At 72.3% G+C, this 15,522-nt stretch carries 12 protein-coding genes; 5 read left to right on the top strand and 7 right to left on the bottom strand.

The genetic code is table 11. The features are described 5' to 3' along the window. The first annotated feature begins 113 nt into the window (after positions 1-113). Entirely contained in the window at positions 114-1,394 is a 1,281-nt protein-coding gene (locus CLV40_RS03170) for a cytochrome P450 (RefSeq protein WP_104476635.1), read from the top strand. Here CLV40_RS03170 and CLV40_RS03165 read toward each other — a convergent pair. Next, the gene (locus CLV40_RS03165; protein WP_181043289.1) at positions 1,374-1,838 is read right to left on the bottom strand and encodes an MBL fold metallo-hydrolase; all 465 of its coding nucleotides are present in this window, start codon (positions 1,836-1,838) and stop codon (positions 1,374-1,376) included. The genes CLV40_RS03170 and CLV40_RS03165 overlap by 21 nt on opposite strands. Positions 1,839-2,175: 337 nt before the next feature. Here CLV40_RS03165 and CLV40_RS03160 point away from each other — a divergent pair, with 337 nt between their 5' ends. Both CLV40_RS03160 and CLV40_RS03155 read left to right on the top strand, forming a co-directional pair. Then, on the top strand, positions 2,176-2,844 hold the full coding sequence (locus CLV40_RS03160; RefSeq protein WP_104476821.1) for a class I SAM-dependent methyltransferase: 669 nt from the start codon (positions 2,176-2,178) through the stop codon (positions 2,842-2,844). 65 nt (positions 2,845-2,909) lie between these two features. Beyond that, entirely contained in the window at positions 2,910-5,720 is a 2,811-nt protein-coding gene (locus tag CLV40_RS03155; protein WP_146107907.1) for a polysaccharide lyase family 8 super-sandwich domain-containing protein, read from the top strand. A gap of 654 nt (positions 5,721-6,374) precedes the next feature. On the opposite strand, the gene CLV40_RS03150 is transcribed toward CLV40_RS03155, so the two are convergent. Then, complete coding sequence (locus CLV40_RS03150) at positions 6,375-6,761, bottom strand: VOC family protein (RefSeq protein WP_104476632.1); 387 nt, start codon at positions 6,759-6,761, stop codon at positions 6,375-6,377. Positions 6,762-6,835: 74 nt separating this feature from the next. Then, entirely contained in the window at positions 6,836-7,141 is a 306-nt protein-coding gene (locus tag CLV40_RS03145; protein WP_104476630.1) for a hypothetical protein, read from the bottom strand. 229 nt (positions 7,142-7,370) lie between these two features. Between CLV40_RS03145 and CLV40_RS03140 the strand changes: the two genes are divergently transcribed. Then, positions 7,371-9,074 carry a serine/threonine-protein kinase gene (locus CLV40_RS03140; protein WP_104476819.1) on the top strand — a complete coding sequence of 568 codons (1,704 nt, stop codon included), beginning with the start codon at positions 7,371-7,373 and terminating at the stop codon, positions 9,072-9,074. Positions 9,075-9,119: 45 nt separating this feature from the next. On the opposite strand, the gene CLV40_RS03135 is transcribed toward CLV40_RS03140, so the two are convergent. Both CLV40_RS03135 and mptB read right to left on the bottom strand, forming a co-directional pair. Beyond that, positions 9,120-9,356: a hypothetical protein gene (locus tag CLV40_RS03135; RefSeq protein ID WP_146107906.1), complete on the bottom strand. Its 237-nt coding sequence runs from the start codon at positions 9,354-9,356 to the stop codon at positions 9,120-9,122. Positions 9,357-9,458: 102 nt separating this feature from the next. Continuing rightward, positions 9,459-11,069, bottom strand: a complete 1,611-nt coding sequence (gene mptB, locus CLV40_RS03130; protein WP_181043288.1) for a polyprenol phosphomannose-dependent alpha 1,6 mannosyltransferase MptB — start codon at positions 11,067-11,069, stop codon at positions 9,459-9,461. A gap of 185 nt (positions 11,070-11,254) precedes the next feature. On the opposite strand from mptB, the gene CLV40_RS03125 reads away from it, so the two are divergent. Next, entirely contained in the window at positions 11,255-12,565 is a 1,311-nt protein-coding gene (locus tag CLV40_RS03125) for a M20/M25/M40 family metallo-hydrolase (protein ID WP_245930998.1), read from the top strand. Positions 12,566-12,722: 157 nt separating this feature from the next. On the opposite strand, the gene CLV40_RS03120 is transcribed toward CLV40_RS03125, so the two are convergent. Both CLV40_RS03120 and CLV40_RS39285 read right to left on the bottom strand, forming a co-directional pair. Beyond that, positions 12,723-13,697, bottom strand: a complete 975-nt coding sequence (locus CLV40_RS03120) for a dioxygenase family protein (RefSeq protein WP_104476624.1) — start codon at positions 13,695-13,697, stop codon at positions 12,723-12,725. A gap of 94 nt (positions 13,698-13,791) precedes the next feature. Continuing rightward, positions 13,792-15,384, bottom strand: coding sequence for a serine/threonine-protein kinase (locus tag CLV40_RS39285; protein WP_245930997.1), 1,593 nt, complete (start codon positions 15,382-15,384; stop codon positions 13,792-13,794). Positions 15,385-15,522: the final 138 nt, after the last annotated feature.

Below are 15,522 nucleotides of genomic sequence, written 5' to 3'. Positions count from 1 at the left end.
GTTCCCCCATGAATGGCGCATGTGGCGGAAGGTAAGAACGGCGAGTTCGCGCACGGTTATGCGGATAGTTCGGCGAGTCGCGTAACCGGTGGGTCGTAGCGTCCGGGGGCGTGATGGACTGGCTGGTGGAGCGGATGTCCGAGCGGGTCGCCGAGTTGGCGCCCGCGCCCGCCGGGCTGCGGCCGGTGCTGGGTGATCCGGGTCCGCCGGTGCTGGGGTTGGCGGTGCAGACGGTCCGGGACGGCCCGGCGTGCCAACTGGCGCTGTACCGGCGGTTCGGCCCCGTGTCGTGGTGGCGCGCGTTCGGTCGGCGGATCGTGGCGGTCACCGGTCCGGAGGCGTGCCGGGTCGTGCTCACCAACCAGGACAAGGCGTTCCGCACGGGCTGGCCGGACACCATCGGGCCGTGGTTCGACGGCGGACTGCTGGCCCTGGACGCGCCGGAGCACCTCCGTGCCCGTCGGCTGCTGTCGGCGGCGTACTCCGCGGAGTCGATGGCGGGCTACCTGGCCGCGATGTCCTCGGACATCGACGCGGAGCTGTCCCGGTGGCCGGTGGCGCGGACGTTCGCCGCTGTCCCGGCACTGCGCGCGTTGTCGTCCCGCGTCACCACGCGCGCGTTCCTGGGCCTGCCGTCGGATCGAGCCGAGCACATCATGCGCGCGGTCGAGACCTGCGTGCGCGCCGAGACCGCGCTGCTGCGGGTCCGTGTTCCCGGTACCGCGTGGCAGCGTGCCCACCGGGCGCGCGACCGCCTGCTGACCTACCTGACCGCCGCCCTGCGCCACCCCCGCGAGGGCACGGATTTCCTCTCGACCCTCTCCCGCGTCGACGGCCTCACCCCGCGCCAGGCAGCGGAACACCTGCTGTTCACCCTCATCGCCTCGCACGACACCACGACGGCCGCCACCATCGCCGCGGTGTACTTCCTGGGGAAGCACCCGGTCTGGCAGGACGAGGCCCGGGCCGACGGGGTGACCCTCGACCACGCCATCCGCGAGAGCATCCGGCTCGTCTCCCCGTCCCCCATCGCGATGCGGGTCACGACCCGGGACACCTCGGTGTTGGGCCACCACATCCCGGCGGGCCAGCTGGTGTCGGTGTGCACGGGGGCGACCCAACTGCTGCCGGACCTGTGGCCGGACCCGCACGACTTCGACCCGACCCGCATGGCCACCCCGCTCCCCCACCGGCTGGCGTGGCTCCCGTTCGGCTTCGGCCACCACAAGTGCGTCGGGGAACACCTGGGGATGCGCAAGGTCGCCTTGGTCGTGGCGGCGCTGCTGGAGCGGTTCAAGTGGTCGTACCCGAGCACCTACGACGCTCCCTGGCGCTTCACCTCCCTGCCCGCGCCTGCTGACGGCCTGCCGCTGCTACTCCATCCGCTCGACTAGGTCGCGGAGGCGTCGGGCGGCGTGTTCGGTGACCGGCGGGCCGTGGCCGAAGCAGAGGACCGCGGGTTCGAGGTCGGCCTGGGTGCGCAGCGACCGCGCGGCCCGCTCGGGGTCGACGTTGAAGACGCCGAGGATCACCTCGTCCTGGGACTGGGCGATGGTGTCGCCGGTGAACAGGACACCGTGCTCGGGCAGGAAGACCGCGACGCTGCCCTCGGTGTGGCCGGGAACGGCGATGACCCGGGCGCGGTCGCCGAAGTCGAGCACTTCGCCGCCGGTCAGCTCGACGTCGACCGCGCACACGGGAGCGGGCGGCACGTGCGGGATGACCTGCGCGAAGATCTCCACCTCCCAGTCCGCCAGACGCGGGATGCCGGGTGCCGCGGTGCCGCGCACGACGTCGGCGTCGCCCGCGTACACGGTCGCCCCGTGCCAGGCGCGCACGTCGGTGGCCGCTTGACCACGCCGAAGTCGATGGTGAAGTCGACGACGCCACCGTCCGCGTCGCGGCCGATCCAGACCGCGTAGCCACTGGTACGACCCCGTGTTCCGGTCGAACTCGGCCAGGTCCGGCGAGGTGTGCTCCCATTCGGCCAGGTACAACGGGAACAGGTCGCCGTCGGGTAAGCGGGCTAGGGGGGTGGGGCCGACAATCCTCAGTGGACCGCTCGTACCGGTCGCTACGCTCGGGGGAGTCGATCACCGGGAGGCAAGGGTGGCAGCGCTCTACGACCGCATCGGTACCGGGTACTCGTCGGGGCGGCGGACGGATCCGCGCTGGATGGCGCCGATCCTCGCCGCCCTCGGGGACGCGCGGACCGTGGCCAACGTCGGCGCCGGTGCGGGGTCCTACGAGCCGGATGACCGGCTGGTGATCGCCATCGAGCCGTCCGGTGAGATGGTTCGGCAGCGGCCGCCGGGGCCGGTGGTGCGGGCGGTGGCCGAGGCGCTGCCGTTGCGGGACGGGGCGGTCGACGCGGTGCTGGGGGTGCTCACCGCGCACCACTGGACCGACTGGCGGGCCGGGCTCGCCGAACTCCGCCGGGTGGCGCCCCGCCAGGTCCTCCTCGCCTACGAGACGGCCCACCACGCGGACTTCTGGTTCGTCCGCGAGTACGTGCCCGAGATCGGCGACCTGGAGCGCGGCAGGCCCTCCGCCACCGACATCGCCCGGGAACTCGGCACCGACGAGGTCATCCCGCTGCCCCTGCCCTGGGACTTCACCGACGGCGTGTTCCCCGCCTATTGGCGGCGCCCCGACGCCTACCTCGACCCAGGGGTCCGCCGCGCCACGTCGGCCCTCTCGCTGGCCGACCCCGACGCCGTCGAGCGGGGCGTGCGCCGCCTGCGCGACGACCTCGATACCGGGCGCTGGCGGGAACGCCACCGGGATCTGCTCGAACTGGATGAATGGGACGCGGGTTTCCGGTTGGTCGTGGCGCGCGGCTGACGCGGGCAACCCCCGGGGGCGGCGGGCCGTGTAGACGGCGGTGATCAACCTGGGAGGAGAAGCGCGTGACGGTGTCTCGGCGTGGGTTCCTGGTGGTGGGTTCGATCGCGGCGATCACGCTGGGGCTTGACGTGCCCGCGTTCGCCGTGACGCCGTACGAGATCATGCGGTCGCGGTGGCGCGACCTGCTCACGGGGGTGGGTTTCGACCCGCGCGTCGAGCCGTTCACGAGCGCGTTGGCCGACGTCGGCGACTCGGCGACCGGGTACCTCGACGACATGACCCCCGGCGGTGCCGCGCTGTGGGCCGACCTGCCCATCGGCGCGAAGTCCGCGAACATCACCACCTGCTGCACCCGCCTGCGCACCATAGCGCTGGCCTGGGCCCAGCCGGGGACCGGTCACACCGGCTCCGCCACCACGGCCACCGCGGTCGTGGACGGGCTGCGGTGGATGCTCGACAACGCCTACACCGCCACCGGGGGCGAACCCGGCAACTGGTGGGACTGGCGGATCGGCGCGCCGCAGCGGCTGCTCGACATCTGCTGCCTGCTGTCCGTCCCCGCCGCCGAGCTGGCGGACACCCTCGCGGCGGTGGACCACCACGTGCCCGTGTCGCTGCTGTCGGCCTACGAGGAGAACAGCACGGGCGCGAACCGGGTCGACCTGTGCCAGGTGATCGCGCTGCGCGGCGTGCTCGGCCAGGACCCGACGAGCATCGCCGCCGCCCGCGACGGCCTGTCCCCCGTGTTCCCGACGGTGCTGCTCGGGGACGGCTTCCACGCCGACGGGTCGTTCATCCAGCACGACCGCGTCCCCTACGCGGGCGGCTACGGCGCCGTCCTGCTCGGCGGCCTCACCAAGGTCATGTCCCTGCTCGGGAGCACGACCTGGGCGGTGACCGACCCCAACCGGCAGGTGCTGTTCGACTCCGTCGAGTCGTCGTTCGCGCCGTTCATCCACAATGGACTGATGGTCGACTCGGTGTCCGGGCGGGGCATCGCGCGGCAGGACCAGGACGACCACAAGCGCGGGCACAACGTCATGGCGTCGACGCTGCTGCTGGCGACGACCGGGCTGGCCACGGTGGCCGAGGCGGGCCGGTGGCGGAGCCTGGTGAAGGGGTGGATCACGCGGGAGACGTACGCGCCGTACCTGGACCACATGCCGGTGCCGGACCTGGCGCGGGCGGTGGGGTTGCTGGCGGACGGGAGCGTACCCACCGGCGCGTCGCCGTCGTCGAGTCGGGTTTTCGGGTCGATGGACCGGGCAGTGCACCACCGTCCACAGTGGGCGTTCGCGGTGTCGATGCACTCCGCGCGCACGACTTTCTACGAGACCGGGAACGGCGAGAACCTGCGCGGGTGGCACACCGGTAGTGGGATGACGTACTGGTGGGGGCAGGATTACGGCCTTGGCCAGTACTCCGACGCGTTCTGGCCGACGGTCGACCCGTACCGGCTGCCGGGGGTGACGGCGTCGCGCAAACCGCTGGCGGATGAGGCGGGGGGTACGTGGAACAAGACGCCGCCGACGAACGTCTGGGCCGGTGGGGCGTCGGATGGTGTGGTTTCGGCGGTTGGGCAGCATGTCACGGGGTTGGAGTCGACGCTTACCGGTCGCAAGTCGTGGTTTCCGCTGGATGATGCCGTGGTGTGCCTTGGGGCGGGGATCACCGCGACGGACGGGGCGGTCGTGGAGTCCGTGGTGGACAATCGGAATCTCGGGGCCGCGGGGACGCACGCGCTGGTGGTGAACGGGGTGGCGCAGCCGACGTCGTTGCCGTGGAACCAGCAGTTCACCGGGGCGCAGTGGGCATCCATCGCGGGGTTCGGCGGGTACGTGTTCCTGGGCGGCGCGACGGTGACGGCGGATCGGGCCGCGCGCACGGGTTCCTGGCACGACATCGATAGCGGCGGTTCGAGCGGTTCGATCACTCGGCGTTACCTCGGGCTGTACTACGACCACGGCACCAACCCGACCAACGCTTCCTACGCCTACTTGCTGCTCCCCGGCGCTACTGCGGTGACCACCGCCGCACGCAGCGCCTCGCCCGGTGTGACGGTCGTGGCCAACACTTCGTCCGTCCAAGGCATCACCGCCGGATCCGTGCGGGCCGCGAACTTCTTCGCGGCGGGCGCGTGCGGCTCGATCACGGCGGACGCCCCGTGCTCGGTGCTGGCCCGGCAGGACGGTTCGGCGCTGTCGGTGGCCGTCGCCGACCCGTCCCGCACCTCCCCCACCGTGACGATCACCCTCCCGGACACCGGTTTCACCACGGCTTCGGCCGACCCAGGGGTGACCGTGCTGCGGACCTCGCCGACCACCAAGCTCCTGGTCGAGGTCGGCGGCACCCTAGGCGCCAGCCGCGTCGTCCGCCTCGGCACCGGCCCGACCATCACCCCGGCCACCGCCTCGACCGTTCAAGCCGCCGCCGACTCCCACGTCCGCGACGGCTCCCCGACCCAGAACTACGGCACCGCCCCCCTCCTCGTGAAAACCGCCTCCACCAACTTCAACCGCCGCGCGTTCCTCCGCTTCGACCTGACCCTCCCCACCGCCCCCCGACGCGCGGTGCTGTGGCTGCACGGCAAAGTCAGCGACGGCGAGAACCTGCACTCCACGGTCACGGCGCACCGGCTGACCGGGACGTGGACGGAGACGGGGGTGACCTGGAACAACCAACCCACCCTCGGCCCGGCCCTGTCGACGGCCCGCATCAGCCGCGCCGCGGACTGGATCGGCCTGGACGTGACGGCGGCGCTGAGCACCAACCCGGGCGTCCTGCACCTGGGCTTGTCGGGCGGCCCGTTCGGCGTCCAACTCGACAGCCGCGAGGCAACCGCGAACCGACCGGTCCTGGAGATCATCACCTGACCGATCTTCCGGGGATCGGGTGGTCGCAACTCTCAGGCCTGATGCCGGAGTGCGTCATTCGGTCCCCGGCACGACGAGAAGCCATCAAGGCTCAGCGGCGGAATCCTCGGTCTGGATCCCTCTCACGATCCGGGTAGAACGGGTCGAAGACCGAGGCGAGCGTTCCCGCAGGAGCAACTTCGCCGCTTTGGAGCAGTCCGAGGTGGTCGTGGTCCTCGAACAGCAGGATGCCCGCGGTCCTCGGGGTGATACTTGGGGGATAGCAGTCGTCGCAGAGGAATTCCGCACAGGTCGCGCACGTCCGCGAGTTGCCGGGCCGCCAAGGAACTTGACACCGTCGCGACGGCGTGCAACTGAGCTTGACCGGAAAACCCGGTAACCGCCATTACGCGGTGCTTCGCGGGCATGTGGTGCGGAATAGATGCTTCGTACGCGAGGGGTCGCCAGGCATGGCTTGACCACCCCAAACACCATCAGGTCGACCAACAGCGCGGGGTGACGATCGGGGGAATCACGCTGGTTGTCCGGGTGCTTCCACAGACTCCGAAGGGGTGATCAAGAACCCAGCACATCGACCAGAGCGCTCGGCGCCCGGACGCGCTGGAGGGGCGGACCCTGGTGGACCCGCCCCTCCCCCGCGTCAGATCGAACGGTCTACTCCGCGTACTCGGCGTAGGACTCGGTCAGGACTTCGAGGTTGTGGCCGTTGGGGTCCTCGAAGTAGAAGCCGCGGCCGTGGTCGCGGGTGTTGATCTGGTTGGGGCGCTCGTGGAACGGGTCCGCCCAGTAGGTGATGCCGCGGTCGAGGACCTTGGCGTAGACCGCGTCGAACTCCGTCTCGCTGATCTTGAAGGCGTAGTGCTGGCCGGTGATCGGGCCGTCCACGCGCAGGTAGTCGAGCGAGGCGGAGTTGGACAGGGCGACAACCTGGAACGGGCCGAACGGGGTCGGCTCCGGCAGGTCCAGCAGCTCGGTCAGGAACCGGGCCGAGGCCAGGTCGTCGGACGCTTGCACGATCGTGTGGTTGAGCTCGACGGTCATGGGATCCCTCCAGTGGTCTGTCTTCCTCCCGCGACCGACGCTAACCTCTCCACCTAACTGGAGGTCCAGGTGTTTCACCCCAGGGGGAAACAGCCGCTCTGACCGGTGAAGGTCAGGTGGACCGGGTCGATGCCGCCCCACACGTCCGTGCCGATGTTGGTGCCGAAGTACCGCGTCCCCCGCTCGGTCACGTTGATCAGGTCGTACTGCTTCGCGTGGTCGACCAGCTGACCGCTGCGCGAGTACGTGTCCGCCCCGGCGGGGTCGCTCACCTGGTACACCCACGTCCACCGGCACGCCGAGGGGCTCGCCTGCGCGGGAGCGGTCAGGCAGGCCGCGCCCACCGCTGCCAGGGCCACCGCGGTCAGGGTTCGTCTCATCGTTCTGTCTCCCCTCGGGCCGTCCACTGCGGACATCTGGATCCTCGCCGACCGGGCGCGGACCGCGTACCGCCTACGGGCGGGGATCGGTCGGGCTGGGACATCCGGCGCCGTCCGGTTGCGCCGTGTGGTCGGTCCGCGACCCACCGTCGACCACGGCGTTCACCAGTGCGAACGAGCGACCCGGCGGCCGATCGGGCCCCCGGGGGCGGTTGCTAGCGTGTGCGCGGTGTCGGAGCGTGAACAACCCGGGCGCGTGATCGACGGCCGGTTCGAGCTGCTGGGGCGGCTGGGCAGCGGCGGTATGGGCACCGTGTGGCGGGCCCGTGACCTCGGCCTGCACCGCGAGGTCGCGATCAAGGAGGTGCGGCCGAGCGACGCGCTGCACGAGAACAACCCGACGCTGGCCGAGCAGCAGCGGCAGCGGGTGCTGCGCGAGTCGCGCGCGCTCGCCCGGCTGCAGCACCCGAACGTCGTGTCGATCTACCAGATCATCGAGTCCGCGGACTCGAAGTACCCGTGGATCGTCATGGAGCTGGTCCGCGGCACCTCGCTGGACGCCCGGCTGGCCGAGGGACCGCTCACCCCGCCCGAGGCGGCCCACATCGGCCGCGGCGTCCTGGGCGCCCTGCGCGCCGCGCACGCGGCCGGGGTGATGCACCGCGACGTCAAGCCCGGCAACGTCCTGCTGCGCCTCGACGGCAGCGCCGTGCTCACCGACTTCGGCATCGCCAACCTGCACGACCACGGCCAGCTCACCGCGACCGGCGAGGTGATCGGCTCACCGGAGTACATCGCCCCGGAGCGGCTGCTCGGCGACGAGACCAAGACCGCGTCGGACTTCTGGTCGCTGGCGATGCTGCTGTACGTGGCCGTCGAGGGCTACCACCCGCTGCGCCGCGCGACCACCATGGCCACCCTCGCCGCCGTGATGACCGACCAGGTCCCGCCTGCGCGGCGGGCCGGTCCCGCGCTCGGCGCGGCCCTCGCCGCGGTCCTCATCTCCGACCCGAACGCGCGGCCGTCCGGCGAGGTGCTGGACCGGATGCTCGCGGCCGCCGAGCACGGCGCCGTGCCGTACCTCGGCCCGCCCACCCCGGCCGGGCCCGCCTTCCCCGCGCAGCCGACCCCGACCGGCGGCTTCCCGGCCCAGCCGGGCTACCAGCAGCCGGGCTGGCAGCAGCAGCACCCGGTGCACAAGCCGTCCGACTCGGGGTCCCGGCCGCTGCCGATGGCTCCCCCGCGCAAGCGCGCCACGCCCATGTGGTCCGCGGTAGCCGCGGTCGCGGTGGCCTTCACGGTCGCGATCGTGCTCATCACCGTGCTGAACAACAAGGACGACCAAGCGAGCCCCGGGTCGGGCGACCCGGACACGCCGTCGGCCTCCCAGCCGAAGGCCACCGGGGCCCAGCCCAAGGTCACCAAGGTCAGCGAGGCGGGCGGCGAAGAGCCCACCGATGAGCCGACGACCACGACCACCGCGCCGAAGGCGGAGAAGGACCTGCTCACCCCGGCGGGCGCGCGCTCGGTGGTCGGCGCGCTGACCGAGGTGATGCACGGCAGCAAGGTCGCGGAGCTGACGATCTACGGCGAGTACGCCATGGCCACCGCCCCGACCACCGCGGTCAAGAACGGCTTCGACAAGTTCGAGTACCGCAACGGCGTCGCGACCCGCCGCGGCGCCGACGGCGTGGACGCCGACCAGGTCCTGATCGACCTGAACAAGGTCAACTGGGACGCGCTGCCCGCGCTGTGGGAGCGCGCGAACAAGGACCTCAACGTCCCGAAGCCGGAGATGCGCTACATCATCGTCGACTCGGACATCATCGACGGCACCCCGTCCCTGCGGCTCTACGTCAACGACGAGTACGGCTCCGGCTACCTGTCCGCGACCCTCGACGGCAAGGTGACCAAGCTCTACCCCCGGGAGTGAGCGCGACGGGGCGCGTCGACCGGTGAGCCGACGCGCCCGCTCCGGTCAGTCGTTGGTCCAGACTCGGAAGTACCAGCCGTCGGAGTGGTCGCCGGGGACGTCCCGGTACTGGCACCAGCCGACCGGGTGGTACTCCATGGTGATCTCCCGCTGGCCTTCGCAGGACTCCTTGTCCGCGAACGGGCCCACCCACCCGGGCGTCAAACCGGCTGACGCCACGGGCGTCAGCACCGACAGGGCTATCCCGACCAAACCGGCCACCACTCCCGCGCGTCTCAGCATGGAGATCATTCTGGGCAGCCGCGGGGCGGGCCGACAATCCACCGACCGGTCGGATCGGTCCGGGACCGATCAGCCCCGGACGGGCCTTCGTCGAAAGACCCGTCAGACCTTGGCGGCCGGGGTCGGGACGTCGACGGTGACCAGTTCGCGGCGGGGGCCGAACAGGCCCAGCGGGTCGACGCGGAGCAGGGAGATGCCCGCCAGGACCGAGCCCGCGATGGCGCAGGCGATGAACGGCCAGTTGTAGAGCAGGTCCTCGCCCGCCGGGGAGTAGGTCAGGACCAGGAACACCCCGGCGCTGACCAGGATCGCCAGCTGGCGGCGCTGCCACGGCAGGGCGGCGCCGATGACGAAGCCCCAGGTCACGTACCACGGCAGGGTCGCGGGCGAGAGCACGGCGAGGGCGAAGAGGATGAACGCCATCCGGCGGACCGCGTCGGAGCCGCCGTGCCGGGAGAGCCACCACTGGCGGGCGGCGATGACGAAGAACGCCAGGCCGCCGATGACGCGGGCGGTGTTGACGAACCAGGCCTTGTTCGCGTCGAAGAACAAGTCCGCGACGGTGTGGGCGAACTCGCCGACGGCGGTCGGGATGGACAGCCAGTTGACGATCATCGTCGGCGCCTGCAGGGCCTTGAACCAGCCCAGGTCCACCCCCGCGAGCAGGGTGACGCCGCCGAAGGTGACGAGGAAGGTGGCCAGCGCGGCGGCGACCGCGCGGAACGCGTTGCGCCAGAACGTGGCCCCCAGGTGCGCGGCCCACACCCACACCAGGAACGGCAGGGCCATCATGGCGGTCGCCTTGATCGCGGCGGCCAGCGTGACCAGCACGATGCCGGTGACGTGCCTGCGCTCGAGCACGCACAGGGTGCCCGCGGCGAGCAGGCCGACCATGATCAGGTCGTTGTGCGGCCCGCCGACCAGGTGCACGACCGTCATCGGACCGGCCACGGCCAGCCACAGCGTGGTCGGCAGGTGGCCGCCGAGGTGGCGGACCAGGCCGGGCAGCGCCCACAGCAGCGGCACGAGCCCGACCATCAGCACGATCCGCATCAGCACGACGCCGAGGATCATGTTGGAGCCCGACACCCACGCCACGCCCTTGGCGAGCAGGATGAACAGCGGCCCGTACGGCGCGGGGGTGGTCTGCCAGAACGGGTGCACGTTCTGCACGACGTCCTGCATGCTCAGCACGATCGGGCCGACCACGTACGGGTCCTGCCCGTAGAGCGGCAGCATGCCCTGGGCGATGTAGGAGAACACGTCGCGGGTGAACACCGGCGGCGAGATGACCAGCGGCGCCATCCAGGCCGCGGCGGCGATCAGCACGGGGCGGGAGCTCACCCGACCGGCCAGCACGTGCCGTCCCAGCCGCACCCACGCCCAGACCACCAGGCCGAAGCCGAGGTAGATGGTCGCGGTGGCCAGCATCTGGCCGTGCCCGTAGCGCAGCCAGGACAGCGGGCCGTGGCCCAGTACCGGGTCGTTGACCAGCACCCCGGCCGCCCCGAACGCGCTGAGCAGGATCATCAGGCTGCCCGCGGTGCCGAGCGCGATCGTGCGCACCGGCAGCGGTCCGGGCCGCTCGTCGGGGTGCTCGGCGCGACCGTCGTCGACGGTGTCGTCGGGCTCCGACGGTGCTCCTGCGGTGTCTGCGTTCTGTGCGCCCAAGGAAGTTTCCAGGTCTGAGGACGGATCGGTGCTGGTGGCCATCGGGAGATGAGATTACACAGGCCACCTGAGCCCCACCGCGCAATGGTCGGTCCGGCCGCACCTTCGGCGTGCGGATGGTCACACCCGGTCGCCGCCGAACGGCGTGGTTCGCGTTGCGACGGACGGCCGGGGTGCGCAGTGTGGAGCGCGGAGACGCCCCGACCCGACCCCCGTGGGAGGCCCCCGTGATCGAGCCGGTCGAGGACCTGTGCGCGCGGCTGATCAGGTTCGACACCACCAACCGCGGCCACGGCCAGGCCACCGGCGAGCGCGCCGCGGCCGAGCTGGTGGCCGACCGGCTCACCGACGCGGGGCTCAAGCCGCGGCTGCTGGAGCGGGCTCCCGGCCGCAGCAACGTGGTCACCAGGGTCAGCGGAGCGCGACCGGAGCTGCCCGCGCTGCTGGTGCACGCCCACCTCGACGTCGTGCCCGCCGACGCGGACGAGTGGGCGGTGCACCCCTTCGCGGGTGAGATCCGGGACGGCTGGGTGTGGGGCCGCGGCGCCGTGGACATGAAGGACATGGTCGCGACGGTGCTGACCGTGGCCGCCCGCTGGGCCGAGGAGGGGCGGGTGCCGGAGCGCGACGTCGTGCTGGCCTTCGTCGCGGACGAGGAGGACACCGGCTTCTACGGCGCGCACTGGCTGGTCGACGACCACGCCGACCTGTTCGAGGGCTGCGCCGCCGCGATCGGCGAGTCCGGCGGTCACACCGTCCCGGTGCGGCGGCCGGACGGGTCGCTGGTGCGGCTGTACCCGGTGGGAACGGCGGAGCGGGGGGTGTCACACCTGCTGCTGACCGCGACCGGGCGCGCCGGGCACGGGTCGCGGCGCAACGACGACAACGCGGTGGTGAAGCTGGTGGACGCCCTGCACCGGCTGGCGGCGCACCCGTGGCCGGTGCGGCTGACCCCGGCGGTGCGGGCGTTCATCGAGCGGACGGCGGCGGCGTTGGGGGTGCCGGTCGACCTGGCGACGGAGGAGGGCGTGGCGGCGACGATCGCCCGGTTCGGCCCGGCGGCGAAGCTGGTGGAGAACACGGTGCGCAACAGCACGCGACCGACGGTGCTGTCGGCGGGCTACAAGGTCAACGTGATCCCGAGCGTGGCCCAGGCCCAGGTCGACACCCGGGTCCTGCCCGGCACCCAGGACGACCTGCTGGCCGACGTGGACCGCCTCCTGGGCCCCGGCGTCCGCCGCGAGTTCATCTCCCACCAACCCCCGGTCCAGGCCCGCGTCGACTCCCCCTGGTTCGACGCGATGGCCGTGGCGCTGCGCACCCACGACCCGGCGGCGGTGGTCGTCCCGTACTGCATGGGCGGCGGCACGGACGCCAAGGCCTTCTCCCGCCTGGGCGTGGAGTGCTTCGGCTTCGCCCCACTGCTCCTGCCCGAGGGCTTCGACTACCGGGCGATGGCGCACGGGGTGGACGAGCGGGTGCCGGTCGACGGCCTCCGCTTCGGCGTCGAGGTCCTGGACCGCTTCCTCTCCGGCTGACCCCGCGAGTTGTCCACAGGCGCGCTTCCGCGGCCTCGGCCGCTCGGTTTTCCCAGGTAGAATCAGAAAACAGGGGTTCCCTTGTTCCGGGGACCCCTCGCGCCGCGTTGAGCGATGGTTCGACCACGCCGGGCTTTGGGGCCGGAGGCGCGGACCGTCAGCGGGTTGGGGGCATCCCGCCGCTGGGTGGTTTGCCACCGCCACCTGGACCGCCGCTGGGAGGTGTACCGCCGCCGGGGGCACTGCCGCCGGCGGGGGCTGTGGTGGGGTCGATGCGGACCGGGAGGGTGACGGTGAAGCCGCTCGTCGCGTCTCCGGTGACGGTGGCGAGTTGGAGGGCCGCGCCGTCGTCGCCGAAGACGTTGTCCGTGGTGAGGTTGACCTTGGCGAGGTTGGTCAGCGAGGCGGTGTAGCCCGTTGTCGCGTAGACGATCTTGCAGGTGTCCTGCGGGAGCGCTACCTGGGAGGTGGCCAGGGCCTTGGTCGAGTCCGTGATGGCCGCCTGGTCCGGGTAGACCTCGAAGTGGATGTGCGGCCACCTGCCGTCGTAGCAGGCGGGGAAGACGCTGGTGAAGCGGACCTTGCCCGCGGTGTCGGTGATCTGGACGCCGCGCAGGTAGTTCTCGTTCTCGATGCCCTTGCCGTACAGGGAGTACTCGCCGTCGCGGTTGCAGTGCCAGACGTACACGGCGGCGCCCACCAGGGCCGAGCCGCCCGCGGAGAGGTCGGCCACCGCCAGCTCCAGGGTCATCGGGACGCCCTCGGCGGTGGTGGTGGAGCCGCCGAAGCTCGACCGGATGTCACCGCGGACCACGCCGCTCTGCTCCAGGACGTCGGGACCGTTCGAGCCGTCGCCCGGATAAGGGCCCGCGGTCTCGTCGGGGATCTCGCCCCCGGCCGTCGAGCCGTCGGCGGTGGCGGTCGACGCGGTCGACGCGGTCGTCGTGGTGGTCGCGCCGCCCGGGGTCTCGCTCGTGCCGCACCCGGCCAGGGCCGCCCCCGCGGCGCCCAACCCCAGGAAGCGCAGGGCGCGTCGGCGGTCGAACAGGGTCGCGATGTCGAAGGCCAAACCCTGGTCCACGACCTCGTCGTCCGGGCGGGCCAGGGGCCTGCCCTCGTACGTCGGGTTCATACGGCGAATCCTGGTACGACCCCCTTGGCCCCCGCACGAGGAGCGCGACCCACGGCACGGAAACCCGGTGGCAACGCCCCCGCACACCACCTGATCAGGTGATAACGAACAGCCGACCACCGTGGCGCTGGAGCGCGTCGCTGAGGTCGTCGATCTGCCGTGGGCCCCGCACGGGGAGGACGCGGAAGCCGCCGTGCCTGCGGGAGTGGCGTTTGCCCAGCCCGCCTGCCTGGTCCTTGGGGTCCCGGGGCCAGACGACCAGCCAGGTCTCGCGGCCGTCGGCGACCAGTTCCACCCGGCCGATCTCCGACCAGGCCATGGTCCGGCTGTCGGCGGTATCGCGGATGACCAGGCCGGACGGGGAGATCTCCACCGACCGCGGCTTGGCCCGGAGGACGCGGTAGAGGGACCGCAGGGCCGACAGGGCCATGAGGACCGTCGCGACCGTGAGACCCGCCGCCAGCGCGTGGTCGCCGCGATCGACGCCATAAGCCGCGCCGACGCCGAAGACCACCGCCCCGCACCCGACCAGCAGCGCCCGCGCGAGGTCGGGCAGTCGGGACTTGGCGAACACCGCCGGGGCGCTCGCCGCCGCCGTGCGGGCGCGGACCAGTTCGGCGGCCTTGGCCGTCGCGAGGCGGACCCGCTCGGCGCGGGCCGCGGCGGCGGTCCGGGCCTCCTCGGCCGCCCTCGCCGCCCGGGCGGAGTCGGCGGCGCGCGCCGACTCGGCGGCCCGGGCGGCGGCCGTGGCGTCGGCGACCCGGGCGGGGTCGGCGCCCGACGGGGTGTCCACGAGGGTGGGGCGGCGGGGCGCGGGGTGGGCGCGCAGGGCGGTCGTGCGCTCGTCGACCATGGCCAGCACCGAGCCCGGCAGCCAGTCGCCGGTGGTGGCGGTACCCGCTTCGGCCAGCAGGTCCGCCGGGGTGGGGCGCAGCTCCGGCCGCACGTTCAGGCACCGGGACACCACTGGGCGCAGTTCCCGGGGGACGCCGGTGAGGTCCGGGCCCGTGTGCACCGCGCGGTAGAGCAGCGCGGGGATCTCGCCCTCCCCGAACGGCCCGCGCCCCGTCGCGGCGAACACCATGACCGCGCCCAGGGCGAAGACGTCGCAGGCCGGGCCGACCTCGGTGCCCGAGATCTGCTCCGGGGAGAGGTAGCCCGGGGTGCCGAAGACCATCCCGGTCAGCGTCAGGCCCGCGCCGCGCACGGCCTTGGCGATGCCGAAATCGATCACGCGCGGGCCGTCGGCGGCGAGCAGCACGTTCGACGGTTTCAGGTCGCGGTGCACCAGGCCCGCGCCGTGGATGGCGGCCAGCGCCTCCGCCAGGCCTGCCATCAGGGCGCGCACCACCGGCTCGGCCAGGGGCCCGTTCGTCGAGACCGCCTCGGACAGGGTCGGGCCCGCGACGTACTCGGTGGCCAGCCAGGGCCGCTCGGCGTCCGGGTCGGCGCCGACGACCGCGGCCGTCCAGAAGCCGCCGACCGCGCGGGCCATATCGATCTCCTGGCGGAAGCGGGCGCGGAAGGCGGGGTCGTCGGCCAGTTCGGCGCGGGCGACCTTCACCGCGACCGGGCGACCGCCCGGCGACCGGCCCAGGAAGACCGTGCCCATGGCGCCCCGGCCGAGGCGGGCGACCAGCGCGAAGTCACCGATCCGCGTGGGATCGCCGGCCCGCAACTCCCGCACCCCGACACCCTCCCACACCAACCCGTCTCCGGCAGGCTACCGATTTGTTATACCCCTGGCGCGGACCCGAGTCGGCGGTATCGAGGACGATCCGGACATTTTCGCTGATCAACCGGTTGGTGTAGCGCGCGTCGCACT

Source organism: Actinokineospora auranticolor, assembly GCF_002934265.1.
Classification (GTDB): domain Bacteria; phylum Actinomycetota; class Actinomycetes; order Mycobacteriales; family Pseudonocardiaceae; genus Actinokineospora; species Actinokineospora auranticolor.
Note: the sequence above shows the minus strand (reverse complement) of the source record. Positions and strands in the feature narration are given on the sequence as shown.

What these genes read in the sequence shown, in the direction of transcription:
- CLV40_RS03160 (WP_104476821.1), top strand. Translation starts at nt 2,176, where the DNA reads ATGGCGCCGATCCTCGCCGCCCTCGGGGACGCGCGGACCGTGGCCAAC.
- CLV40_RS03135 (WP_146107906.1), bottom strand. Translation starts at nt 9,356, where the DNA reads ATGCTGAGACGCGCGGGAGTGGTGGCCGGTTTGGTCGGGATAGCCCTG.
- CLV40_RS03145 (WP_104476630.1), bottom strand. Translation starts at nt 7,141, where the DNA reads ATGAGACGAACCCTGACCGCGGTGGCCCTGGCAGCGGTGGGCGCGGCC.
- CLV40_RS03170 (WP_104476635.1), top strand. Translation starts at nt 114, where the DNA reads ATGGACTGGCTGGTGGAGCGGATGTCCGAGCGGGTCGCCGAGTTGGCG.
- CLV40_RS03120 (WP_104476624.1), bottom strand. Translation starts at nt 13,697, where the DNA reads ATGAACCCGACGTACGAGGGCAGGCCCCTGGCCCGCCCGGACGACGAG.
- CLV40_RS03150 (WP_104476632.1), bottom strand. Translation starts at nt 6,761, where the DNA reads ATGACCGTCGAGCTCAACCACACGATCGTGCAAGCGTCCGACGACCTG.
- mptB (WP_181043288.1), bottom strand. Translation starts at nt 11,069, where the DNA reads ATGGCCACCAGCACCGATCCGTCCTCAGACCTGGAAACTTCCTTGGGC.